General features: G+C 75.0%; 26 protein-coding genes. 14 read left to right on the top strand and 12 right to left on the bottom strand.

Annotated elements, in window-relative coordinates; genetic code table 11:
* Positions 1 to 12: 12 nt before the first annotated feature.
* Positions 13 to 852 (top strand): class II glutamine amidotransferase, encoded by an 840-nt coding sequence (locus AB0P35_RS23005; protein WP_363513503.1) that lies wholly within the window; start codon positions 13 to 15, stop codon positions 850 to 852.
* A 70-nt stretch (positions 853 to 922) separates the two neighbouring features.
* Here the strand turns inward: AB0P35_RS23005 and AB0P35_RS23010 are convergent, their stop codons facing one another.
* Both AB0P35_RS23010 and AB0P35_RS23015 read right to left on the bottom strand, forming a co-directional pair.
* Positions 923 to 2,944 (bottom strand): NADPH-dependent 2,4-dienoyl-CoA reductase, encoded by a 2,022-nt coding sequence (locus AB0P35_RS23010; RefSeq protein WP_363513506.1) that lies wholly within the window; start codon positions 2,942 to 2,944, stop codon positions 923 to 925.
* Positions 2,945 to 3,042: 98 nt separating this feature from the next.
* Complete coding sequence (locus AB0P35_RS23015; RefSeq protein ID WP_363513509.1) at positions 3,043 to 3,885, bottom strand: alpha/beta fold hydrolase; 843 nt, start codon at positions 3,883 to 3,885, stop codon at positions 3,043 to 3,045.
* 229 nt (positions 3,886 to 4,114) lie between these two features.
* Here AB0P35_RS23015 and AB0P35_RS23020 point away from each other — a divergent pair, with 229 nt between their 5' ends.
* Positions 4,115 to 4,759, top strand: coding sequence for a LysE family translocator (locus AB0P35_RS23020; protein WP_363513512.1), 645 nt, complete (start codon positions 4,115 to 4,117; stop codon positions 4,757 to 4,759).
* Between the two features lie 135 nt (positions 4,760 to 4,894).
* Positions 4,895 to 5,689: a class I SAM-dependent methyltransferase gene (locus AB0P35_RS23025; protein ID WP_363513515.1), complete on the top strand. Its 795-nt coding sequence runs from the start codon at positions 4,895 to 4,897 to the stop codon at positions 5,687 to 5,689.
* A gap of 51 nt (positions 5,690 to 5,740) precedes the next feature.
* On the opposite strand, the gene AB0P35_RS23030 is transcribed toward AB0P35_RS23025, so the two are convergent.
* The 4 genes from AB0P35_RS23030 to AB0P35_RS23045 all read right to left on the bottom strand — a co-directional run bounded on the left by AB0P35_RS23030 (position 5,741) and on the right by AB0P35_RS23045 (position 8,704).
* The gene (locus AB0P35_RS23030) at positions 5,741 to 6,598 is read right to left on the bottom strand and encodes a carbohydrate-binding protein (RefSeq protein WP_363513518.1); all 858 of its coding nucleotides are present in this window, start codon (positions 6,596 to 6,598) and stop codon (positions 5,741 to 5,743) included.
* A gap of 127 nt (positions 6,599 to 6,725) precedes the next feature.
* The gene (locus AB0P35_RS23035; RefSeq protein WP_363513521.1) at positions 6,726 to 7,661 is read right to left on the bottom strand and encodes a helix-turn-helix domain-containing protein; all 936 of its coding nucleotides are present in this window, start codon (positions 7,659 to 7,661) and stop codon (positions 6,726 to 6,728) included.
* Positions 7,662 to 7,784: 123 nt separating this feature from the next.
* Positions 7,785 to 8,531 carry an alpha/beta hydrolase gene (locus AB0P35_RS23040; RefSeq protein WP_363513575.1) on the bottom strand — a complete coding sequence of 249 codons (747 nt, stop codon included), beginning with the start codon at positions 8,529 to 8,531 and terminating at the stop codon, positions 7,785 to 7,787.
* Positions 8,450 to 8,704, bottom strand: a complete 255-nt coding sequence (locus AB0P35_RS23045) for a hypothetical protein (RefSeq protein WP_363513581.1) — start codon at positions 8,702 to 8,704, stop codon at positions 8,450 to 8,452. The genes AB0P35_RS23040 and AB0P35_RS23045 overlap by 82 nt, the downstream gene beginning before the upstream one ends.
* A gap of 66 nt (positions 8,705 to 8,770) precedes the next feature.
* Here AB0P35_RS23045 and AB0P35_RS23050 point away from each other — a divergent pair, with 66 nt between their 5' ends.
* Positions 8,771 to 9,247 carry a helix-turn-helix transcriptional regulator gene (locus AB0P35_RS23050; RefSeq protein ID WP_363513578.1) on the top strand — a complete coding sequence of 159 codons (477 nt, stop codon included), beginning with the start codon at positions 8,771 to 8,773 and terminating at the stop codon, positions 9,245 to 9,247.
* On the opposite strand, the gene AB0P35_RS23055 is transcribed toward AB0P35_RS23050, so the two are convergent.
* Positions 9,244 to 9,369 (bottom strand): hypothetical protein, encoded by a 126-nt coding sequence (locus AB0P35_RS23055; protein WP_363513524.1) that lies wholly within the window; start codon positions 9,367 to 9,369, stop codon positions 9,244 to 9,246. The two genes, AB0P35_RS23050 and AB0P35_RS23055, sit on opposite strands and share 4 nt — an antisense overlap.
* A gap of 51 nt (positions 9,370 to 9,420) precedes the next feature.
* Between AB0P35_RS23055 and AB0P35_RS23060 the strand changes: the two genes are divergently transcribed.
* Complete coding sequence (locus AB0P35_RS23060) at positions 9,421 to 9,834, top strand: hypothetical protein (protein WP_363513527.1); 414 nt, start codon at positions 9,421 to 9,423, stop codon at positions 9,832 to 9,834.
* Here the strand turns inward: AB0P35_RS23060 and AB0P35_RS23065 are convergent.
* The gene (locus tag AB0P35_RS23065; RefSeq protein WP_363513530.1) at positions 9,813 to 10,292 is read right to left on the bottom strand and encodes a hypothetical protein; all 480 of its coding nucleotides are present in this window, start codon (positions 10,290 to 10,292) and stop codon (positions 9,813 to 9,815) included. The two genes, AB0P35_RS23060 and AB0P35_RS23065, sit on opposite strands and share 22 nt — an antisense overlap.
* Before the next feature lie 361 nt (positions 10,293 to 10,653).
* Between AB0P35_RS23065 and AB0P35_RS23070 the strand changes: the two genes are divergently transcribed.
* From AB0P35_RS23070 to AB0P35_RS23090, 5 genes are all read left to right on the top strand, one after another.
* Positions 10,654 to 11,319 (top strand): hypothetical protein, encoded by a 666-nt coding sequence (locus AB0P35_RS23070; protein ID WP_363513533.1) that lies wholly within the window; start codon positions 10,654 to 10,656, stop codon positions 11,317 to 11,319.
* A gap of 84 nt (positions 11,320 to 11,403) precedes the next feature.
* Positions 11,404 to 12,651, top strand: coding sequence for a helix-turn-helix transcriptional regulator (locus tag AB0P35_RS23075; RefSeq protein WP_363513536.1), 1,248 nt, complete (start codon positions 11,404 to 11,406; stop codon positions 12,649 to 12,651).
* A 46-nt stretch (positions 12,652 to 12,697) separates the two neighbouring features.
* Complete coding sequence (locus AB0P35_RS23080; RefSeq protein WP_363513539.1) at positions 12,698 to 13,150, top strand: SRPBCC family protein; 453 nt, start codon at positions 12,698 to 12,700, stop codon at positions 13,148 to 13,150.
* Between the two features lie 43 nt (positions 13,151 to 13,193).
* Complete coding sequence (locus AB0P35_RS23085; protein ID WP_363513542.1) at positions 13,194 to 13,838, top strand: GAP family protein; 645 nt, start codon at positions 13,194 to 13,196, stop codon at positions 13,836 to 13,838.
* Between the two features lie 93 nt (positions 13,839 to 13,931).
* Positions 13,932 to 14,801, top strand: coding sequence for a hypothetical protein (locus AB0P35_RS23090; protein ID WP_363513545.1), 870 nt, complete (start codon positions 13,932 to 13,934; stop codon positions 14,799 to 14,801).
* Between the two features lie 22 nt (positions 14,802 to 14,823).
* On the opposite strand, the gene AB0P35_RS23095 is transcribed toward AB0P35_RS23090, so the two are convergent.
* On the bottom strand, positions 14,824 to 15,546 hold the full coding sequence (locus tag AB0P35_RS23095; protein ID WP_363513548.1) for a TetR/AcrR family transcriptional regulator: 723 nt from the start codon (positions 15,544 to 15,546) through the stop codon (positions 14,824 to 14,826).
* Positions 15,547 to 15,764: 218 nt separating this feature from the next.
* On the opposite strand from AB0P35_RS23095, the gene AB0P35_RS23100 reads away from it, so the two are divergent.
* The 3 genes from AB0P35_RS23100 (at position 15,765) to AB0P35_RS23110 (ending at position 18,410) form a co-directional block, all read left to right on the top strand.
* Complete coding sequence (locus tag AB0P35_RS23100; RefSeq protein WP_363513551.1) at positions 15,765 to 16,691, top strand: NAD-dependent epimerase/dehydratase family protein; 927 nt, start codon at positions 15,765 to 15,767, stop codon at positions 16,689 to 16,691.
* Between the two features lie 47 nt (positions 16,692 to 16,738).
* Entirely contained in the window at positions 16,739 to 17,371 is a 633-nt protein-coding gene (locus tag AB0P35_RS23105) for an ATP-binding protein (protein WP_363513554.1), read from the top strand.
* Between the two features lie 79 nt (positions 17,372 to 17,450).
* Positions 17,451 to 18,410 carry a D-2-hydroxyacid dehydrogenase family protein gene (locus AB0P35_RS23110; RefSeq protein WP_363513557.1) on the top strand — a complete coding sequence of 320 codons (960 nt, stop codon included), beginning with the start codon at positions 17,451 to 17,453 and terminating at the stop codon, positions 18,408 to 18,410.
* On the opposite strand, the gene AB0P35_RS23115 is transcribed toward AB0P35_RS23110, so the two are convergent.
* Together AB0P35_RS23115 and AB0P35_RS23120 are read right to left on the bottom strand one after the other, a co-directional pair.
* Positions 18,399 to 18,860, bottom strand: a complete 462-nt coding sequence (locus AB0P35_RS23115) for an STAS domain-containing protein (protein WP_363513560.1) — start codon at positions 18,858 to 18,860, stop codon at positions 18,399 to 18,401. The genes AB0P35_RS23110 and AB0P35_RS23115 overlap by 12 nt on opposite strands.
* 49 nt (positions 18,861 to 18,909) lie before the next feature.
* On the bottom strand, positions 18,910 to 19,350 hold the full coding sequence (locus AB0P35_RS23120; protein ID WP_363513563.1) for a hypothetical protein: 441 nt from the start codon (positions 19,348 to 19,350) through the stop codon (positions 18,910 to 18,912).
* Positions 19,351 to 19,414: 64 nt separating this feature from the next.
* Between AB0P35_RS23120 and AB0P35_RS23125 the strand changes: the two genes are divergently transcribed.
* Positions 19,415 to 19,759, top strand: coding sequence for a hypothetical protein (locus AB0P35_RS23125; protein WP_363513566.1), 345 nt, complete (start codon positions 19,415 to 19,417; stop codon positions 19,757 to 19,759).
* A 53-nt stretch (positions 19,760 to 19,812) separates the two neighbouring features.
* Here AB0P35_RS23125 and AB0P35_RS23130 read toward each other — a convergent pair whose 3' ends face one another.
* Positions 19,813 to 20,895, bottom strand: a complete 1,083-nt coding sequence (locus AB0P35_RS23130) for a Ku protein (RefSeq protein ID WP_363513569.1) — start codon at positions 20,893 to 20,895, stop codon at positions 19,813 to 19,815.
* Between the last annotated feature and the right edge of the window lie 235 nt (positions 20,896 to 21,130).

The raw sequence follows: 21,130 nt of genomic DNA on the forward strand, positions 1-21,130 counted from the left end.
GACGGTGAGGACATGTGCAGATGGCTGGCCTACTCCGGGTCTCCGATCGCGCTGGCGGAGCTGCTCTACAAGCCCCGGCACTCCCTGATCGACCAGAGCCGGCACGCGCGGATGGGCGTGGAGACCACCAACGGCGACGGCTGCGGCGTCGGCTGGTACCCCGACACCGAGGAGGCCGCCGAGCCGGCGATCTTCCACGCGACCGGCCCGGCCTGGAGCGACCGCAACCTGCTCGAACTCTCCCGCTGCGTCCGCTCGCCGCTGTTCCTCGCGCACATCAGGGCCTCCACCGGGACGGCCGTCCAGCAGAGCAACTGCCATCCCTTCCGGTACGGCCGCTGGCTGTGGATGCACAACGGGGCGATCCACGACTTCCCCGAGCTCAAACGGGACCTGGCGCTCACCGTGGACCCGGTGCTCTACCCGTTCATCGAGGGGTCCACCGACTCCGAGCTGATGTTCTACGTGGCGCTGACCCTCGGCCTGCAGGAGGACGCCCCGCGTGCCGTCGCCCGCATGATCGGGGTGGTCGAGGCGGCGGGGAAGAAGCACGGCGTGCCCGACCTGCTGCAGATGACGGTGGCGGTCTCCGACGGCCGCCGGCTCTGGGCCTTCCGGTACTCGACCGAACGCCACTCCCGCTCGCTCTTCTTCAGCACCGACGTACGCACCCTGCGGACCCTGCACCCGGAGATCGAGGCCCTGAGCCACGTCTCGGACGGGACGCGGGTCGTGGTCTCCGAACCGCTCGGCGACCTGGAGGGCGCCTGGCACGAGGTACCGGAGTCCTCGTACGGGTACGTCGAGGACGGGCACGGCGAGCTGCACCCCCTCACCCCGGTGCCGGCCTGACCGGACGCCGACACGGGAACGGCCTGTGCCGCCCGGGGCGGGCGGCACGGGCCGAGAGCGCGTTCGTCGGCTAGACGGAGGCCGCGAGGCGGGTGCCCTGGTCGATGGCGCGCTTGGCGTCGAGTTCGGCGGCGACGTCGGCGCCGCCGATCACGTGGGCCTCGATGCCGAGGGCGAGCAGCTCCGCGTGCAGGTCGCGGCGCGGCTCCTGGCCGGTGCAGAGCACCACGGTGTCGACCGGCAGCAGCTGCGGCTCGCCGTCGACCTCGAAGTGCAGGCCCTGGTCGTCGATCAGCGTGTAGGTGGCGCCGGCCACGGTGGTGACGCCGCGGTGCTTGAGCTCGGTGCGGTGGATCCAGCCGGTGGTCTTGCCGAGGCCGGCGCCGACCTTTCCGGTCCTGCGCTGCAGCAGGTGGACGCTGCGCGGGGAGGCACCGCGCACCGGCGCGGTCAGGCCGCCCGGGGTGGTGTGGTCGGTGTCCACGCCCCACTGGGCGAAGAAGACGTCGCTGTTGTGGGCGGCCCGGTCGCCGGGGTCGGTGAGGAACTCGGCGACGTCGAAGCCGATGCCGCCGGCGCCGAGGATCGCGACCCGCTCGCCGACCGGCGCCCCGTCGCGGAGCACGTCCAGGTAGCCGAGGACGCTGGGGTGGTCGACGCCCGCGATGTCGGGGACGCGCGGGGTGACGCCGGTGGCGAGGACGATCTCGTCGAAGCCCTCGGCGGCGAGGTCCTCGGCCGTCGCGGTGGTGCCCAGGCGCAGCTCGACCCCCTGCGCGGCGAGCTCGTGCCGGTAGTAGCGGATCGTCTCGTCGAACTCCTGCTTGCCGGGCACCTTGCGGGCGATGTTGAGCTGCCCGCCGACGGTGTCGGCCGCGTCGTAGAGGGTGACGGCGTGGCCGCGCCGGGCGGCGGAGACCGCGAAGGCGAGGCCGGCCGGGCCGGCGCCGACCACGCCGATCCGCTTGCGCAGCCGGGTGGGGGAGAGGACCAGCTCGGTCTCGTGGCAGGCGCGCGGGTTCACCAGGCAGGAGGTGATCTTGAGGCTGAAGGTGTGGTCCAGGCAGGCCTGGTTGCAGCCGATGCAGGTGTTGACGGCCTCGGGGGTGCCGGCCGCGGCCTTGGCGACGAAGTCGGGGTCGGCGAGCAGCGGGCGGGCCATCGAGACCAGGTCGGCGTGGCCCTCGGCGAGGATCCGCTCGGCGAGCTCGGGGGTGTTGATCCGGTTGCTGGTGACCAGCGGGATGCCGACCGACCCCATGACCTTGCGGGTGACCCAGGTGAAGGCGCCGCGCGGCACCGAGGTGGCGATGGTGGGGATGCGGGCCTCGTGCCAGCCGATGCCGGTGTTGATGATGGTGGCGCCGGCGGCCTCGACCGCCTTCGCGAGCTGCACGACCTCGGGCAGGGTGGAGCCGCCGGGCACCAGGTCGAGCATGGAGAGCCGGTAGATCAGGACGAAGTCCTCGCCGACCCGCTCGCGGACCCGGCGGACGATCTCCACCGGGAAGCGCATCCGGTTCTCGTAGGAGCCGCCCCAGCGGTCGGCGCGGTGGTTGGTGGGGGCGGCGATGAACTCGTTGATCAGGTAGCCCTCGGAGCCCATGATCTCGACGCCGTCGTAGCCGGCCGACCGGGCGAGCTCGGCGCAGCGGGCGAAGTCCTCGATCGTCTGCTCGACCTGCTCGTCGGTGAGCTCGTTCGGGGAGAAGGGGCTGATCGGGGCCTTGAGCGGGCTGGGGGCGACCAGGTCCTGGTGGTAGGCGTACCGGCCGAAGTGCAGGATCTGCATGGCGATCCGGCCGCCCTCGGCGTGCACCGCGTCGGTGATCACCCGGTGGCGCGCGGCCTCCTCCTCGGTGGTCAGCATGGCGCCGCCCTCCCAGGGGCGGCCCGCCTCGTTGGGGGCGATGCCGCCGGTGACGATCAGCCCGACCCCGCCGCGGGCGCGCTCGGCGTAGAAGGCGGCCATCCGCTCGAAGCCGTTCGGGGCCTCCTCCAGCCCGACGTGCATCGAGCCCATGATCACCCGGTTGGGCAGCGTCGTGAAGCCCAGGTCGAGCGGGCTGAGCAGGTGGGGGTACGCGGTCATCCGGGGCTCCTCGCGCGGTCGGGCGGTAGGCCCTTTGTAGACCGCCGGAGCCCGATTGTGCAACTGGGTGCATAACTCGGGGCGGCCGCCGCGCGGGCTCAGCCGGTGACGCAGAGGATCCAGGCGACCAGCTCGGCCGCCACCTCGGTGCGGTTGGTCTCGTGCAGGATCCCGTGCCGGGCCCCGCGGTAGGTGCGGTAGGTGACGTCGGTGAGCCCGGCCCGCCGGTAGCGCTCCACCACCACGTCGGAGAGCGTGAGCTCGGCGTTGAACGGGTCGCGGTCGCCGACCGCCACGTAGACCGGCAGGTCGGGGCGGACGGTCTCCGGCCGGGCCAGGCGGTGGGCCGCCGCCGCGAGGTCCTCCATGGCGCGGGCGTCCAGCGCGGCGCCGCAGAGCGGGTCGGCGAGGTAGGCGTCGACCTGGTCCTCGTCCCGGCTGAGCCAGTCGTGGCTGGTGCGGGCCGGCTCGAACGACGCGTTGAACGCGGTCGTGGCGTCGCCGCCGGCCGCGGCGAGCACGGTGAGCAGCCGGTCGAGCGCGGTGGTGCCGGAGAGTGCCACCCCGGCCAGCCGCTCGGAGTGGTCGAGGATGTACTGCTGGGAGGCCAGCGAGCCGAGGCTGTGGCCCACCAGCACCAGCGGCAGGCCCGGGTGGCGCACGCGGACGAGGTCGGAGAGCGCCACCTGGTCCTGGACGAGCCGGTTCCAGCCGTCCTCGCCGAGGTGTCCGGGCGTGCCGGCGCTGCTGCGGCCGTGCCCGCGGTGGTCGGCCGCGTAGACGGCGTAACCCTGTGCGGTGAGGGCCCCGGCGAGGCGGCCGTAACGGGAGGCGTGCTCGCCCATCCCGTGCGCGAGCTGGACGACGCCGCGCGGCGGCCCGACCGGCTGCCATGCGTGGACGTGGATCTCGAGTCCGTCGCTGCTGGTGAAGGTGAACATCCGCGGCTCCTCGGCGGGCGGTGGTGCGCGGGCCGCAGGCGTGGGAGGGCGACCCGTGGGGCCGCGGGGGTGTCGGGGCGGCGCAGTCGTCTCCGTGCGTGCCGGGAGCGGCCCGTTCGTGCCGACGCTACGCCATTCGACAATGTCGAACAACGGTCGGCATGTATCGGATCGGCATCGCCCCGAGGCCGGTCGAACAGCTGATCGGGCGCCGGGATAGGCTCGCCGGATGATCAGCGCGAGTGCCATCGGCGGAATCGCCGCAGTCTCCTTCGGCATGGTGATGACCCCGGGCCCGAACATGATCTACGTCGTCTCGCGCTCCGTCAGCCAGGGCCGCCGCGCCGGGATGATCTCGCTCGGCGGCGTCGTCCTCGGCTTCCTCACCTACCTCACCGCCGCGGTGGCCGGGCTCTCCGCCCTCTTCGCCCTCGTGCCGACCGCCTACCTCGCGCTGAAGCTGGCCGGTGCCGGCTACCTGCTCTGGCTCGCCTGGCGGGCCTTCCGCTCCCCGGCGCACTCGCCGTTCCGGGCCGCCGAGATGGCGCACGAACGCCCGCTCAAGCTGTTCGGCATGGGCGTCCTCACCTGCCTGCTCAACCCCAAGCTCGCCATCCTCTACATCACGTTGCTGCCGCAGTTCGTGGAGCCGGCGAAGGGCCGGGTGGCACTGCAGAGCGCCGTGCTCGGCCTCACCCAGATCACCGTCGGCACCCTCGGCAACGCAGCCTTCGTCCTCACCGCCGGGGCGCTGGCCGGCTTCCTCGCCCGTCGACCGCTGCTGCAGCGCCTGCACGGCTGGGCCACCGGCACCCTGCTGGCCGGCTTCGCCGTCCGCATCGCCACCGAACGCGGCCGCGCCGCCGTCGCCTGAGCGGAGCCGACAAGGCCGCCCGGCCGGATCGGGCGCCCGCGGCCGGGCCGCCCGTGCCACACTCGCATCAACGGGCAGGCCGCGGCCCGGCGGGCCCCGTCCACCCGCGGCCGCCCAGCACGGGAGGCGGACGGCATGTACTTCGACGGCTCGATCCCCGGCGTCTACCAGCAGTACCTCGTGCCGATCCTCTTCCGCCCCTACGCCCGGGACCTCGCCGCCCGGCTGATGGACCGCGGCCCGGCCCGGGTGCTGGAGACGGCCGCCGGCACCGGCGCCGTCACCCGCGAGCTCGCCGCGGTGCTGCCCGCCACCACCCAGATCGTCGCCACCGACCTGAGCGGGTCGATGATCGAACTCGCCGCCGCCTCCACCAACGGCCGCCCCGTCGACTTCCGGCAGGCCGACGCCCTCGACCTGCCCTTCCCCGACGGCTCCTTCGACGCCGTGGTGTGCCAGTTCGGTGCCATGTTCTTCCCCGACAAGCCGCGTGCCTTCGCCGAGGCGCGGCGGGTCCTGCGCCCGGGCGGCGTCCTGCTGTTCAACGTGTGGGACCACATCGCGGCCAACGAGTTCGCGGCGACCGCCGCCGACACGGTCGCGGCCCTCCATCCGGAGGACCCGCCGGACTTCCTGGCCCGTGTCCCGTACGGCTACCACGACCACGCGGCGATCACCCGGGACGTGTCGGCCGGCGGCTTCGAGCCGCCCCGCATCGAGTCCGTCGACGCCCGCAGCCGGGCCCGGTCCGCCGCCGACGTCGCCACCGCCTTCTGCCAGGGCACCCCGATCCGCACCGAGATCGACAACCGGCCCGGGCGCACGATCGCCGAGGCGACCGACGCGGTCACCTCGGCGATCGGGAAGCGGTTCGGCGACGGCCCCGTCGAGGGCGCCATGCGGGCCCACGTCGTGACCGCCGTCCGCTGACCGCAGTCGTCCGCTGACCGCCGCGGTCCGTGTTGCCGGGTCCGTGCGCTGTCAGACGCGCCGCCACAGCGCCGGCACGTTCGGCGGCTCCCAGCCCGCGAAGGCGGTGTGCGCCCGGACGCAGACATAGCCGACACCGCCGTAGGTGACGAGGTCGCCGACCCGGTACGCGGTGCCGGCCCGCCAGGTGCCGCCCGGCGCGGGCCCGGTCGGCGTCGGGGTCGGGGTCGGCCCGGTGGGGGTGGGGGTCGGGGTCGGCGACTGCGGCACGTCCAGGACGAAGTCGAAGGAGGCCTCCCGGCCCGGGCCGGACTGTCGGACGGTCATCACCAGTGCGGGGTCGAAGATGGTGTCCGTCGAGTTCCGCGGCTCGCCGGGGAAGTACAACTGGGTGGTCAGCACCGGCCGGCGGGGTGCCTGCAGCTTCACGTGCAGGTGCCGGGTGCGGCCCGGGTACAGCCCCGGCGCCACCGTGGTCAGCGTGAACCGCCCCTGGTCGTCGCTGAACTGGTGGCCGCGCAGCCCGTAGCCGGCGTTGTCGTACGCCCCGGCGGTGTCCGCCTGCCAGAAGTCCAGCAGCACGCCCGCCACCGGGCGGCAGGCCCGGCCGAAGACGTAGCCGCTCACCGTCAGCGGCGTGCCCGGGGTGCCGGGGACGGTCAGGACGGTGCGCAGCGGGGATCCCGGCTTGAAGTAGGGGCCCTCGATCTGCTCGGCGGTCGGCTCGTCGCCGTCGTGGCAGGCGGGCGTCAGGCCCACCGACCGGCGGCCGCTCTCCCGGGCCAGGGCCGCGCCGCCGCCCAGCAGCACGGGGGCGGCGCCGGCCAGGACGGCGGCTTTGAGGAGGTTCTTGCGGCTGATCGCGGGCTCACCGGATCGTTCCGGCTTCGGCAGGGGCGGAGTGGGCATGGCGTCGCTCCGTTCGGGGCGTGGGGGCAGGACCGTGGGGGGGCGCGCAGGACCGTGGGGGTGTCCTGCGCATGACAGGAGGGCGGGGGCGGCGGTGCGCCGCCCCGTTCCCCGCCGTGCTCCGACGCTACGGCCGGGCGGTCCGCGGGTCGATGGACTCGGCGCCGGGGCCGTGGTGCTTTCCTCCGCCCGTGCCCGCGCGGAACTCCCCGGGCGTCAGGCCGACCTCGCGGCGGAAGAAGCGGCAGAAGTACGCCGGGTCGGCGAAGCCCGCGGCGGCCGCGACCTGGCGGACGGTCAGATCCGTGGCTCCGAGCAGCCGTTTGGCCTCCAGGGTCTGCTGCTGCCGGATCAGCCGAGCAGGGGTGCGGCCGGTCGCCTCCCGCACCAGCTCGTGCAGCCGCCCGGTGGAGACGCCCAGCTCGCGGGCGTACGAGCCGACGGTGCGGTCGGCGCGACCCGGTTCGGCGATCAGTCGGCCGAAGTGGGCGACCAGCGGGTGCGGCCTGGGCAGCGCGGCGTCCGCCGCGGCCGGGGCCTGCGGCGGGCTGTGCGGGAGGGCCCGGACGGCGCGCACCAGCAGGACGTGGAGCAGCGCCTGCAGCACCCCCGGGTGGCCGGCCCTGGCTGCCCGGTACTCCCGGTCCAGCTCGGCGAGCAGGGCGGCGAGGCCGCGGGCCTCCGCACGGTCCGGCCGCAGCGGCCGGCCGGTGGCCAACTCCCGGGCCAGCGCCGCGTCCTCGGGGTGGCGCAGCAGGAAGTCCTCCTCGAAGAGCAGCACCCATCCCTCCAACCCGCTCGCCCGGCCCCAGTGGTGGACCTGCCCCGCCGCGATCGCGCAGAGCTGCGGCGGGCGCAGCGGGTGGTCGGAGAGGTCGAGGACGTGGCTGCCGCGGCCGCGGGTGACGTAGGCGAGCTCGTGGAAGGAGTGCCGGTGCGGGAAGCCCGCGCGGGAGAGAGCGCCGATGGTGTCGAAGGTGCCGATGGCGAACGGCAGCCGGCCGCGGTCCGGCACTGCCAGTCGGTGCAACTCGATGTCCGGGCCCAGTGGTTGACGGTTCATCGGAGCAGTGTGGCCCGGCCTCCGTCCAGTGGTCCAGACCATGTCCGGGCTGGGCCCGCCCGCCCCACCCTTGCACCCCCGACCACGTGCGCGGCGAAGCCCGGTGCCGACGCCGGGCCTGGCTCAGGCCAGGGCCGAGGCGACGGCTGACGTCCAGGTGGCGGTGGCGCGACGGGCCAGACGGGTGGTGGGGGCGTAGCCCTCGAAGAGGTGGAACGCGCCTGGGACGACGTGGAGTTCGGTGTGGACGCCGAAGGCCATGAGGCGGAGTCCGTACTCGAGCGCCTCGTCGCGCAGGGCGTCGGCCTGGCAGATCTCGATGTAGGCCGGCGGCAGGCCGGTGAGGTCCTCGGCGCGCGCCGGGGCGGCGTACGAGTCTGCGGTGGCGGAGCCCAGGTACAGCGGCCGCATGCCGCGGACGACGCGGCCGTCGACGATCCGGTCGTCGGCGCACTCGTCGACCGAGGGCAGGACGCAGCGGTCGTCGAGGGCGGGAACGAGCAGGAGCTGGAACGCGAGGCGCGGGCCGCCGCGGTCACGGGCGGCGAGGGCGACGGCCGCCGCGAGCGCGCCTCCGGCAGAGCGGCCGGCGACGGCGAGGCGGGTGGGGTCCATGCCGAGGTGCTCGGCGTTGGCGGCGCTCCAGAGCAGGGCCGCGTAGCAGTCGTCGAAGGCGGCGGGGTAGGGGTGTTCGGGGGCGAGGCGGTAGCCGACGGAGACGACGACCGCTCCTACGGCCAGGCACAGGTCGCGGCAGTTTCCGTCGCCGGTGTCGAGGTCACCGGAGATCAAGGCGCCGCCGTGGAAGTAGAGGACGCCGGGGTGCGGGCCGGCCGGCGCCCTGGTCGGCCGGTAGATCCGGACGGTGATGTCGCCGGCCCGGCCCGGGGGGCGACGTGGTCGACGGCGATGCGGGGGTCGTCCGCCGGGGGCTTGGCGGCGAGCAGTTCGCGCAAGTAGGCGCGGGTGGCGGCCGGGTCGGCGAGCGGGTCGAAGGGCCGGACGCGGTCCAGGACTTCGGATATCTCGGGGTGCAGGTGCATCGCGGGCGCTCCACAGTCTCATTGATACGGTTGCGGGCGCGCCGACGCTAACGGTCTCAGTGCAGGATCGAGTCCTCCGTCGGCCACTACTGGCCGATCCCGCATGCCCAGCTCTACCGCGACCCACCCCGGCTGGCCGATCTGGGCCTGCTGCGCGAGGACGCCGAGGAACACGGCCGTCGGCGCCGGGTCTTCCACCTGACTGCGGCCGGGCGCGAGACCCTGCGGAGCTGGCTCGCCGACCCGAGCACTCCTGAGCCGGAGACCCGGAACCCGGCCCTGCTCAAGCTGACCTTCGCCGACCTGGGCGCCCCCGGCCAAGTCGCCGAGCTGGCCGAGGCCCAGGCGGCGCAGCACCGCCGATGGCTCGGCACCTACCGCGAGATGCAGGCCCACCTCGACCCACACGCCCCGGACACTCCGGCGCGCACCCGCCTGCTGACCCTCGGCATCGCGCACGAGCAGAGCTACGTCACGTTCTGGGCGTCCCTGGCGGCCGACCCGAACGGCACCGGTGCCCCGGGGCCCGAAGCGGCGGTCTAGGGTCTGTTCCGCGGAAGTTCATGGAGGGGCGTTGATCGGGCGGCCTTGAGCGGGGTGCCCCCGTAGGTCCACTGGTAGGGCTTGGCGGTCTCGTCGTGCCCGATCACGTAGGCCACCAGCATCTGATCGACACTCCTCCACGACCTTCCGCGGGGCGGCGCTAGAGTGCCCGGATGACCGATCCAGGGCGCTTCCCGACCGTGCCGGTCCGCTCCGTGCGGTACCGCAAGCACGCCTTCGCGGGCTGCGGCCCCTTCATCGACGTCACCCTGGACTTCGAGCCCGCCGGGGACGGCGTCGCCTTCGAGGTGGCGCCGGGCGTGCTGGCGGACTGGGAGTGGCCGGAGGACCTCCCGATGTTCTTCGCGGCCTGCGAGCACGGCGTCCGCGAGGAGCTGGCCGAGTCGGCGCCCGCCGCCGCCGTCCGGGTGGTGCTGACCGGTGCCCGCGCCCACGTCGTCGACTCCAGCGAGTACGCGTTCAAGCTCGGCGGCCGGTACGCGACCCGCGAGGCCCTGGCACGGGCCCTCGCCGCCGACCCGGTGCCGCCCGGGCCCGGCGGGCCTCAGTCCTCGGAGCCGAGGTAGACCGCCAGCCCCTCCTGCTGCATCCGCCGGTCGACGAAGGACCGCGCGGCCGCGACCACCGCGCCCCCGACGGCGCCCAGCAGCGCCGCGGACGGCCCGTCGCCGCTGCCCACGCTGCCGAGGCTCGCGTACGCCCCCAGCACCGCGCCGACCAGCACCGGGCCACGCTCGTCCTGGCCGGCGTGCTCGACGATGTCCACGAACGCCACCGCCAGGCGACTCGCACCGGCCCGGTCCCTGATCCGCACCGCGGTCTCGGTGGTCTCGGCGCCGTCGAAGGCCAGCCGGCCGAGCTCCCGCACGTCCTCGACCTCCTCCCGGGTGAGGCCGACCGTGGTGAGCCGCAGCAGGTGGTAGCGCAGCCGTCCGAGGGCGGCGTCCTCGAAGACGAAGTCCCGGGCGATGCGGTAGGCCTCGCCGGCCGCGGGCGAGAGATCCTGGGCACTGCTCGTGGGCACGGTGGCGTCCCTTCCTGAAGGCGGCGGCGACCTCCGGACCGAGTCGCGGCATCCACCGGTCATTCGTGCCCATTGCAACCGATCCCCGACCGCCTGTCCCCCCGATCTGCCCCAACCGGGCGAGCGTGCGGTGCGCCGTCCGCGGCGCAGGTGGGGCAGGCACCCCCGCCCCGCCGCCGCCGGCCGGGACCAACCGGTCACATGGCTGACCGTCAGTTGTGCTCTTCGGCCGGTTGATCGGCCGATTCTCTCGTTCGCCCGACCAGTGGATCAGGCCTCGGTAGCATCGCCACGGCGGCGGCCCGCAGCGGCGGGCCGCCGGCATCCGCCCGTACCGCCGGACCTGCAGGAGGGCCAGACCATGCCGCTCGACCGAGCCACCAGGAACGGGCCCCGGCGGCCGCACCGCCCACTGGTGCCGCTGCTGCTCGCCGCCGCCGCGCTCACCGGCTGCTCCTCCTCGGGGGGATCGCCGCAGGCGGGGGACACCGCGGCGCCGGCCGGCACGAGCGCCTCCGCCACGGCGGGCCCGAGCGGGGCGACCTCCACGGAGCCGTCCGTCGCGCCCGCGACACCCGCCGCACCCCCGTCCCGTACCTACGGCGCCCGCCCCGACGAGGCCTGCAGCGTCCTGACCTTCGACCAGGTCGCCCAGGCCGTCGGCACCCCCGACCGCTTCGTCGGAACCCACCCGGACCCGGCGTCCGACGGCAGCCCGGTCTGGGGCTGCACCTGGGGGTCGCACCTCTCCTACGTGAGCCTGGACGAGGTCACGGCCCACCAGTTCGCCGCCGCCATCGCCGGCACGGACACCACCAGCACCGTCGTCCCGGGCATCGGCGACCAAGCGGTGCTGGCCCGCCGCAGGGACGGCAGCAGGCCGGCCCTCGCCTTCATGGCCGGCATGCGCTACTACCGCCTGGAGGTCATCGTCGACCGTGGCGAGACCGGCCCGGCGAACGGCGCGCGCGAGGCCACCGCCGCCCGGTCCCTCGCCGCCCTCGCGGCCAAGGCCCTGATGCGCTGAGCCACCGCCGGCGAACCGGCCCATCGGCAGGCGGACCGGCCCACCGGCAAGCGGCCCGCTCCCGGCTCGGACAGCATGGGACGGGTGCCCAGGGCTGGAGGCGTGATGGCGGGTCGGGCCACGATCGGGGAGCGTGCGGGGCGGTACCGGGAGGCGCTCGGGCTACGGCGGGACGAGGTCGCGGAGGCGGTCGGCCGCAGCGGCGAATGGCTCAGGTCCGTCGAGGGCGGCCACCGCCCGATCGACCGGTACACCATGGTGAACGCTCTCGCCGAGGCGCTCGGCGTCGCCCCGGCCGAGCTGCTCGGCGGACCGGCCGGTGCGGGGGAGGCGGGGCTGCGCGACGCCCACCGTGCCGTCCCCGCACTGCGGCACACCCTGCTACGCGCCGGACTGCCGCAGCCCACCGGCGAGGACTCCGTCCCACCGGGCGCCGTGCCGGACGGGCTGCGCAGGAGGGTCGACACGGCTCACGACCTGCGCCGCGACGGCCGGTACGGCGACCTCGGCCTGCGGCTGCCCGCCCTCCTCGACGAGCTGCGCCGCCTCGCGGCGGAGGCCGAGGGTGCCGCGCGCGCCACCGCCGACCACCTGCTCACCGAGACCCTCCACCTGGCCGCGACCCAGCTGCGCCGCCTCGGCCACCCCGACCTCGCCGCGGTGGCCGCCACCCAGGCGGAGCAGGTGGTCGCCGCGTCCGGTGACCCGCTGCTGCTCACCGTGGCCGACTGGATCCGCGCCGAGGCCTGTGCCGCGGCCGGCGCCCGCGCCGAGGCCGAGGCCCTCACCGCCCGCGGCCTCGACCGCCTCGACCCGCTGCTCGGCACCGCCGGTGCGCCGGCCAGGGCGGTGTGGGACCTCTGGGGCACCCTGCACGCGGTGGCCGCCGTCCTCGCGGCGCAGCGCGGGCGGCAGGCGGAGAGCGCGGACCACCTCGCCGAGGCGGCCCGGGCGGCCGGTGCCGTCGATCGGGCGGGCGGCCCGGCCGAGCCGCCGACCGACTTCTGCGCCGCCGAAGTGGCCGTGCACGCCCTGCACGCCGACCTCGAACTCGGTGCCGACGGCGAGGCCCTCGCCCGGCTCGCCGCGGTAGACACCGCCGAGCTGCCGAAGGACCGCCGCGCCAGGCACGGCGTCGACCGCGCCCGGCTGCGGGCCCGGACCGGCGACGACACCGCCGCGCTGCGCGAACTCCTCGCCGCCGACAGGCTCGCTCCGCAGACCGTCCGGGCGCACCCGCTCGTCCCGGAGCTGCTCCTCTCGGCCGCCCGCCGCGGCAGATCCGCCGCCCTCGCCGCCGACACAGCCGCCTGCCTCGGCATCCGGCTCTGAGCCCGGCCGAGCCGCCCCCGCAGGCGCTCCTCGATAGAATCGGATCATGGCAACGACGATCCGGGTGGCCGTCGAGACCTCCGTGCCGGCCGACCGCGTGCTGGATGCGGCGCACGACTTCTCCGCGCGGAGGGCCTCGGTCTTCCCCGCCGTGTCGCTGAAGCACCTGCGGGTGCACCGGCTCGGCGACTCCTCGGCCGAGGTCACCGAGGGCAGCCGGGCGGGGGTGGTGGTCTGGGAGCGCTGCGCGTACGACTGGTCCCGGCCCGGCTCGGTGAAGGCCGAGGTGGTCGACTCCAACGTCTACACCCCCGGCAGCACCTGGGAGCTCACCGCCCGGCCCACCGCCGGCGGCAGCCACGTCGAGATGACCTGGGTCCGGAACTTCCTCCCCAACCCGGGCGCCCGGCTGCTCGGCACGGCGTACCGCACGGTCGGGCCCCGGATGTTCCGGCACGACGCGCGGCGGGTGCTCCGCGCCCTGGAGAAGGGCGCCTAGGTGGCGGCGGCGGGCGGCCCCGACCCCGGGAGCGGCTGAGCCGATGATTCTCGACCTGGTCGTGATCGGCACGGCCATCACCCTCGGGCCGCTGCACAACAGCGCCTTCATCCTGCTGCTGGCCTCCTCGCGGGGCGTCCGCAAGGGGCTGGCCTTCCTGCTGTCCTGGCTGGCGAACCTGGTCGCGGTGGTCGCCTGCGTGGTGCTGCTGACCGGCGGGAACCCGCCCGCCCACCAGAGCCCGCCGTCGACGGCCGCGGTCGCCGCCAAACTCGCGATCGGCCTCGGCCTCGCGGGCTACGGCACGTACCGGCGGCGCCGGCCGCCCAGGCCGCACCGCCCACCGGGCTGGACGGCCCGGGTCGACCACGCATCGCTCGGCACGTCCGCCGGGCTCGCCTGGCTGCTGCAGCCGTGGGCGCTGGTCGGGGCGGGCGCCGCCACCGTGGTGGACGCCGACCTCTCCTCGCTCTCCGACTGGCTCGCCCTCACCGGGTACTGCCTGCTGGCCACCCTCGGCCTGATCGTCATGGAGATGTACACCGTCTGGGCCCCGGCCGCCGCGAACGCCCGGCTGACCGGCCTGCGGGCCTGGCTGGAGGGACACCAGGACCAGCTGATCGTCACGTTGTCGCTGCTGGTCGGTTTCTGGTTGACGGCCAGGAGCATCTACCAGCTGGTCACCTGACGGCCCGTCGATCACTTCCGGTCATCCGCCTCCGCCGATCGCACGCCACCGCTATGGTCTGCCGGAATGCAACGGCGGCACCGGGGGGTGGCGATGTCGGGACAGTACGGCGGGTCGGGCGCGCGGGCGGGCGGGGGAGGCTGCGGGTGCGCGGCCGTCCTGCTGCTGCCCGGCTGGTTCGTCGCGGGGTACCTGCTCGCGCTGCCCGCGGTGCTGCCCTGGGTGATGGCCGCGTCCACCACACCGCAGCCCCCGCCGACGGCCTCCCAGCGGGCCGTGCTGTGGGCGATCGCCGGCTTCACCGCGCTGATGCTGGCCTGGATGGCGGGCGGCCGGGGCAGACCCCGGCCGGTCGCCCTGCTGGTGCATGCGGCGGCGATCGGCGCCGCGGTGGCGGCCGCCTGCCTCGGCGCGTCGGAGGTCGTCCGCGGCGCCCTGTCCGATCCGTCCCTCGGGGACGCAGCGACCCGCGCGGCCGGGGAACGGGTGCTCGCGTCCACACTCGCGACGGTGGCCTCGGGCGTCGCCGCCGCCGTCTGCTTCTACGTGATCCGCTGGTGGGGCCGCCGCACCGGCCGGATCACGGCACCGGTCCGGCCGGTGCGCATCCCCTACACCCCCCGCCCCCGTACCCGTACGGAGGTGCGCCGGCCCGCCGCGGGCGAGGTGTGGCTGGCGGAGGTCCCGCTGCACGAGGACCGCAGCCAGACGCTGCGCCACTACTGCGTCGTCGTGCAGAACCACCCCGGGCACGCCTCCGTCCTGCAGATCACCAGCCAGTCGAAGGAGCACCGCCAGGACTTCATCCGGATGCCCAACGACGGCTGGGACTTCTACTCCGGCAAGGATCACTGGCTGGAGCTGCGCCGCCGTGCGGTGCCGTACGAGCTGTTCCTCAAGAGCGCGCCGCAGGGGCCGTGCCCGCCGGGCACCTGGCAGGAGATCGTCCGCGCCGGGGCCTGAACCCCCAGGCTGACTCGGCCCGTCAGGCGGCGGGTGCGGGCAGGATCCCCAGCAGGGTGCCGATGCGGCGGATCTCGTGGTCGAAGTAGGCGCGGGGCTCGGTGACGATCGCCGAGCGGTGGCCGAACACCTCGAAGGAGACCGCGCCGCACAGGTACGTCCAGGCCGACAGCCCGGCGACCACCAGGTCGGCCGGGGCCTCCCAGGGCAGCCGGGCGAGCAGCGGCTGCAGCGCCTGCCGCGCGTCCTCCGGAGCGGCGGGCGCCGGACCGGGGCGCCAACCGCCCGCCGCGGCCGCCTCGGCGAACAGGCCGCCGATCAGGAACGGCAGGCGGGTGCCCGGGCCGGTGGTGTCCGCCGGAGCGGCGTAGCCGGGGACGGGCGAGCCGTAGATCAGCGCGTACTCGTGCGGGCGCGCCACGGCCCAGTCGCGCACGGCGTGGCACAGGGCCAGCCACCGCTCGCCCGGGTCCCGGCCGGCCGCCGCTGCGACGGCCGCGTCCGCCGCGTCGCCCAGCGAGTCGTAGCTGTCCGTGATCAGCGCGGTGAGCAGGGCGTCGCGCCCGGGGAAGTACCGGTAGAGCGCGGAGGCCGAGACCAGGCCGATGTCCCGGGCCACCCCGCGCAGCGAGAGGCCGTCCGGCCCGTGCTCGGCGAGCTGCCGGCGGGCGGCCTCCTTGATGTCCCGGGTGAACTCGATGCGGGCGCGTTCGCGGGCGGTGAGCGGCTTCGGGGTGGCGGACATGCGGCTCATCCTCGCACTGCCCGAGAACAGTGGCAACAATCGAGCACGGCGAGCTCCGACGAGAACGCCGTGCGAAAGCGAGCACGGTGTTCTTGACAGTGTCGGCCGTATCCGCCAGGCTCGACGGCGGGGCGAGAACGGTGTTCTCCCATCGGTTCGCCGCCACCTGCCGCATCCCGCGTCGTCCCGCCCGATCCGTCCTCCTGGGGGAGTCCACCGTGAGCAAGCACCTGATCGTCGGAGCCGGCCCCGTCGGCACCGCCACCGCCCGACTGCTCGCCGGCCGCGGCGAGGAGGTCACCGTGGTCACCCGCTCCGGCCGGACGGCCGCGCCGCTGACCGGGGTGCACCACCTGCGGCTGGACGCCACCGACGCCGAGGCCCTCGCCGCCGCTGCCGCCGGCACCGCCGTGCTCTACAACTGCGCCAACCCCGCCTACCACCGGTGGGCCACCGACTGGCCGCCGCTCGCCGCCGCGCTGCTCCGCGCCGCCGAGAGCTCCGGCGCCGTCCTCGCCACCGTGAGCAACCTGTACGGCTACGGCGCCGTGGACGCCCCGATGACCGAATCCACCCCGCTCGCGCCGAACTCGGTCAAGGGCGGGGTGCGCGCCCGGATGTGGCAGGACGCGGAGGCGCTGCACCGGGCCGGCCGCATCCGCGCCACCGAGATCCGCGGCTCCGACTACCTCGGCCCCGGCGCGCAGAGCGTGCTCGGCGAGCGCGTCCTGCCGCGCCTGCTGGCCGGTCGCGGCGTCCAGGTCCTCGGCGACCCCGACACCCCGCACAGCTGGACGTACACCCTGGACGCCGCCCGGCTGCTGGTGGCCGTCGGCAGCGACGAGCGCGCCTGGGGCCGGCCGTGGCACGTCCCGAGCAACGCCCCGCGCAGCCAGCGGGAGACCCTCGCCGACCTCGCCCGCGCGGCCGGGCTGCCGCCGGTCAGGGTGAGCCGGATCCCGGGCCCGGCACTCGCCCTGCTCGGCCTGGTCAACCCGCTCGTCCGGGCCGTCCGGGAGACCGCCTACCAGCTGGAGCACCCGTTCGTCATGGACTCCACCGCGGCCGAGCGGACCTTCGGCCTGGCCCCGACCCCGTGGAACGAGATGCTGACCGCCGTCGTCGACTCCTACCGCACCGCCTGACCGGCCCGCGCCCGTGCGCCGCGCCGTGCGGACCGTAGGGTCGGGGCATGCTCCTGTGGATCAACGGCCCCTTCGGCGGCGGCAAGACGCAGACCGCGTACGAGATCCGGCGCCGACTGCCGGGCAGCGTCGTCTGCGACCCGGAGCACGTCGGCTTCGGGCTGCACCGGATGACGCCGCCCGGCCTGCGCGGCGACTTCCAGGACCTGCCGGCCTGGCGCCAGGGCGTGGTCGAGGTCCTCGACCTGGCGCTGACCCGGCACCCCGGCCCCGTCCTCGCGCCGATGACCGTCATCGACCCCGGGTACTTCCGGGAGACCGTCGGCCGGCTGCGCGAACGCGGCCACGACGTACGGCACTTCGCCCTGCTCGCGGAGCGGGGCACGGTGCTGGACCGGCTGCGCGGCCGGGGGCTCGGCCACGCCGTGCGGCGCGTCGCCGGCAAGGACGCCCCGCTGCGCCGCGAGAGCTTCGCGGTCTCCCGGCTCGACCTGTGCCTGGAGCGCCTGCAGGGCGAGGAGTTCGCCGAGCACCTGTGGACCGACCGGCTGACCGTCCCTCAGGTCGCCGACCGCATCGCCGCGTCCGCCGGGCTCGCGCTCGTCCCGGACACCGACAACGCCCTGCGCGGCGCCCTGCGCCGGACCTGGACGAGTGTTCGGCACATCCGCCTCGACTGACGCCGCGGCGGGATAGCCTGCACATGATCGCCAACGATCGCCAACGATCGACAGGGGCGGACGCCGAAAGGACATCGGGATGCAGTTGCGCTGTGCCGTGCTCGACGACTTCCAGGGCGTCGCGACGACGCTCGCCGACTGGTCCCCGCTGGAGGGCCGGGTGGAGGTCGTCAGCTTCCGCGAGCACTTCGCCGACGAGGACGGACTCGCCGCCGCCGTGGCCGACTTCGACATCATCGTGACGCTGCGCGAGCGGGTGCCCTTCCCGGCCTCGCTGCTGCGCCGACTTCCCCGGCTGCGGCTGCTGGTCGCCTCCGGCATGCGGAACTCCGTCATCGACCACGCGGCCGCCGCCGAGCAGGGCGTCACCGTCTGCGGCACCGGGAGCCTGTCCACGCCGCCGGTGGAGCTCACCTGGGCGCTGGTCCTCGGACTCGCCCGCGGGCTGGTCGAGGAGTCCACCGCGCTGCGGCAGGGCGGCCCGTGGCAGAGCACCGTCGGCGCGGACCTGCACGGCCGCCGGCTCGGCCTGCTCGGCCTCGGCAAGATCGGCAGCCGGGTCGCCCAGGTCGGCCTGGCCTTCGGCATGGACGTCGTCGCCTGGAGCCGGAACCTCACGAAGGAACGCGCCGACGAGGTCGGTGTCTCCCTCGTCCCCTCCAAGGAGGACCTGCTGGCGAGCAGCGACGTGGTCTCGATCCACCTCGCCCTCGGCGACCGCACCCGGGGGCTGCTGGGCGCACCCGAACTCGCCCTGATGAAGCCCACCGCCCTGCTGGTCAACACCTCACGGGCCGCGGTCGTCGACCAGGACGCCCTGCTCGCCGCGCTGCACGGGGGCCGGATCGCCGGCGCCGGCATCGACGTCTTCGACATCGAACCGCTGCCGGCCGACCACCCGATGCGCACCGCGCCGCGGCTGCTCGCCACTCCGCACCTCGGCTACGTCTCCCGCGCCAACTACGAGACGTACTACCGGCACGCGGTCGAGGACATCGAGGCGTACCTGGCGGGAGAGCCCGTCCGGCTACTCGGCTGACCGCTCGGGCCGGCCGCGCTCCGGCGCGGCCGTGCGGGGGTGCGGGGCGGGGAGCCCACCGGCCCGCTCGGCGCCCCGGTTCAGCGCCTCCTCCACCGACTCGTGGACGGCGAGGTAGGCCCGGCCGCCGGTCTCGTCCAGCACACGGTTCACCGCGGGGCTGGCGGCCGACAGGCGCAGCCGGACCCCGACGGCGCTGGCGTCCCGACCGAACCGCCGCAGGTAGTCCACGCCGGCGGCGTCGCACACCAGGACCCGGGCGAGGTCGAGGACCAGCAGCCGCCGCCCGGTCCGCAGGGCGAGGTCGAGCCCCTGCCCGGCCAGCAGCAGGCTCTCCCCGGTCAGGGTGCCGGTCACCCGGCACAGTGCGCCGTCATCGCCGACCGCGTCGCACACCATCTCCAGGGCGGCAGGGTCCCTGAGCTGCGCGCCGTTCGCGTCGTCGGTCATCGCTCCGCACCTCCCTGCTGCTCGCTGTCGCTTCCGGACGGGCCGGCTGCTACCGGACGGGCCGGCGCCGGGCCGGGCCCGGATCGGGCGCCTTCGCTTCTACCCGCCGCCGCCCGGTTCGGACGGCCAGGCAGGGAAAGCTACGCGATCGACCCGGTGCCCGTGACATCGCGGCGGGCCGGCGCCGCATCGGCGGCCGGTCGAGCACCTCGATGTGGACGATTCGGTCGTCGACCACGTCGAGGACGAGCAGGCCCCGGTCGGCGAGCAGCGGGACGCAGCGGTGGCCGGGGCCGTACGGGCTGCCCGGGGGGTGTTCGGAGGTGCGGATGCTCTGGCAGTTCTCCTGGCCGCAGCCGCACTCGGCGACCAGCCGGAGCTCCTGCACGGCGACCGCCAGCCGGTGTTCGCCCTCCTCCAGCAGGAGGACGGTCAGCTCGTCGGCGAGGTCCGGCAGGACCTCGCGGACCAGGGGGCGGCTCCGATCCATGGCGGGAGAGTAGTGGCCGCGGCCGCCCATTGCCAGAGGTGAACAGGTGTTCGAGAATGGAGGTGTGACAGCCGATGTCCCCTTCTCGCGTGCGGCGCGGCCGCCCACCGTGCCCGGGGACGTGGTGTTCGCGCCGCAGGAGCTGATGAACGGGCCCGGTCCGTGCCGGGACGTGGCGCCGCGCTGGCGCTGGGTGCAGATCCGGCTCGGCGGCGGCTGGCGGGCCGCTGAACTCACCACCTGGCGGCGGCACCACGGCAGCACCGCCTGGGTCGCGCTGGTCCGGTGGGGGAGCGGCGGCTCCGACTGGGGATGGGTGCTCTACGACCCGGCCGTGCTGCAGCCCGCCCCGGAACCCGCCGCACCCTGGCCCGGCCGGCCGCGCGAACGCCGCCCCGACCGGCGCTGACCCGCCGCCGCACGCTCAGAACACCGCCGTACGCTCAGGACGCCGCCGGACGGTCAGGACACCGCGCGCAGCCCGTGGCCCGCCCGCTCCACCGCCGCCTGCAGCTCGTCGCGGTTCATCGTCGAGCGGTGCGGGATGTCGAGCTCGGTGGCCCGCTTGTACAGCTCCGGCTTGGTGAGCTTCGACAGGTCCTCCGCCGCCTTCGACGAGCCGACCCGCTTCTTCTCCTTCGCCGCCCCCGCCCCGGACTCGCCGCCCGGGGCCGCCGCCGAGGTGCTCTTCTTGCCGCCGGCCGCTTTGGGCGTCCGTCGGGCCGCCGCCGGGCTCTTCGGCGCTCCCGCCTTCTCCGCGCCGCGGGCGTCGTCCAGGCTGCGCCGCAGCACGTCCATCAGGTCGACGACATTGGTCGCCTCGGCGGGCGGGCCCTCCGAGAGCACCGTCTCCCGCCCGGCCTGCTTGTCCTCGATCAGCGTGCGGACCTGCTCCTCGAAGGTGTCCCGGTACTCGTCCGGGTCCCAGTCGACAGCCAGGGTGTCGATCAGCTGCTCGGCCGTGCGCAGCTCGGCGCCGCTGAACTTCTCCTTGCCGTCGGGCAGGTCGTCGATCTCCCGGTGCGGGTCGCGGACCTCGTCGGCGAAGTGCATGGTGTGCAGCTCCAGCAGGCCCTTCTCGGCGCGGACGGCGGTCAGGTACTCCTTGCCGCGCATCGAGAACATCGCCAGCCCGGCCCGGTTCGACCGCTCCAGGGCCCTGGTGAGCAGGGCGTAGATCTTGCCGTACTCCCGGCCCTTCGGCCCGAGGTAGTACGTCTTGTCGAAGTAGATCGGGTCGATCGCGGCCAGGTCGACGAAGCCGGAGACGTCGATGGTCCGCGAGCGGCCGGGCGATATCTGCTCCAGCTCCTCCGGGTCCACCACCACGTACTCGCCGTCGCCGACCTCGTAGCCCTTCACGATGTCGGTGAACGCGACCTCCTCGCCGGTGCGTTCGTTGACCCGGCGGTTGCGCACCCGGTCCGAGGTGCCGCGCTCCAACTGGTGGAAGCGGACCGTGTGGCTCTCCGTCGCCGTGTACAGCGCCACCGGCACGGTCACGAGGCCGAACGTCAGGACGCCGGTCCACACAGGCCTGGCCATCGCCGCTCCTCTCGCCGCGGGGCCGCCGCCGCGCCACCCGGGCACGTGCAGCCGCACCGCCTTCCAGCGTACGGACCGGGCGGAACGGCGGCACGGCGGTCCGGACGGCTCCCGACCAGCGGCTTCAGCGCCGACCCGCCTCGGACGGGCGGTCCTCGCCCGGCGGGCCGGGTTGCCGCTCCGCGGCCGGGAGGTCCGCCAGTCGGGCCCGGGCGCGCTCGGCGCGGTCGCGGGC

It is taken from the genome of Kitasatospora sp. NPDC085879 (assembly GCF_040686255.1).
GTDB lineage: Bacteria > Actinomycetota > Actinomycetes > Streptomycetales > Streptomycetaceae > Kitasatospora.

Bases quoted from the DNA above. Each gene is read 5' to 3' on its own strand.
- AB0P35_RS23005 (WP_363513503.1), top strand. From the start codon at position 13: ATGTGCAGATGGCTGGCCTACTCCGGGTCTCCGATCGCGCTGGCGGAG.
- AB0P35_RS23010 (WP_363513506.1), bottom strand. From the start codon at position 2,944: ATGACCGCGTACCCCCACCTGCTCAGCCCGCTCGACCTGGGCTTCACG.
- AB0P35_RS23015 (WP_363513509.1), bottom strand. From the start codon at position 3,885: ATGTTCACCTTCACCAGCAGCGACGGACTCGAGATCCACGTCCACGCA.
- AB0P35_RS23020 (WP_363513512.1), top strand. From the start codon at position 4,115: ATGATCAGCGCGAGTGCCATCGGCGGAATCGCCGCAGTCTCCTTCGGC.
- AB0P35_RS23025 (WP_363513515.1), top strand. From the start codon at position 4,895: ATGTACTTCGACGGCTCGATCCCCGGCGTCTACCAGCAGTACCTCGTG.
- AB0P35_RS23030 (WP_363513518.1), bottom strand. From the start codon at position 6,598: ATGCCCACTCCGCCCCTGCCGAAGCCGGAACGATCCGGTGAGCCCGCG.
- AB0P35_RS23035 (WP_363513521.1), bottom strand. From the start codon at position 7,661: ATGAACCGTCAACCACTGGGCCCGGACATCGAGTTGCACCGACTGGCA.
- AB0P35_RS23045 (WP_363513581.1), bottom strand. From the start codon at position 8,704: ATGCACCTGCACCCCGAGATATCCGAAGTCCTGGACCGCGTCCGGCCC.
- AB0P35_RS23055 (WP_363513524.1), bottom strand. From the start codon at position 9,369: ATGCTGGTGGCCTACGTGATCGGGCACGACGAGACCGCCAAGCCCTAC.
- AB0P35_RS23060 (WP_363513527.1), top strand. From the start codon at position 9,421: ATGACCGATCCAGGGCGCTTCCCGACCGTGCCGGTCCGCTCCGTGCGG.
- AB0P35_RS23070 (WP_363513533.1), top strand. From the start codon at position 10,654: ATGCCGCTCGACCGAGCCACCAGGAACGGGCCCCGGCGGCCGCACCGC.
- AB0P35_RS23080 (WP_363513539.1), top strand. From the start codon at position 12,698: ATGGCAACGACGATCCGGGTGGCCGTCGAGACCTCCGTGCCGGCCGAC.
- AB0P35_RS23085 (WP_363513542.1), top strand. From the start codon at position 13,194: ATGATTCTCGACCTGGTCGTGATCGGCACGGCCATCACCCTCGGGCCG.
- AB0P35_RS23090 (WP_363513545.1), top strand. From the start codon at position 13,932: ATGTCGGGACAGTACGGCGGGTCGGGCGCGCGGGCGGGCGGGGGAGGC.
- AB0P35_RS23095 (WP_363513548.1), bottom strand. From the start codon at position 15,546: ATGTCCGCCACCCCGAAGCCGCTCACCGCCCGCGAACGCGCCCGCATC.
- AB0P35_RS23105 (WP_363513554.1), top strand. From the start codon at position 16,739: ATGCTCCTGTGGATCAACGGCCCCTTCGGCGGCGGCAAGACGCAGACC.
- AB0P35_RS23110 (WP_363513557.1), top strand. From the start codon at position 17,451: ATGCAGTTGCGCTGTGCCGTGCTCGACGACTTCCAGGGCGTCGCGACG.
- AB0P35_RS23115 (WP_363513560.1), bottom strand. From the start codon at position 18,860: ATGACCGACGACGCGAACGGCGCGCAGCTCAGGGACCCTGCCGCCCTG.
- AB0P35_RS23120 (WP_363513563.1), bottom strand. From the start codon at position 19,350: ATGGATCGGAGCCGCCCCCTGGTCCGCGAGGTCCTGCCGGACCTCGCC.
- AB0P35_RS23130 (WP_363513569.1), bottom strand. From the start codon at position 20,895: ATGGCCAGGCCTGTGTGGACCGGCGTCCTGACGTTCGGCCTCGTGACC.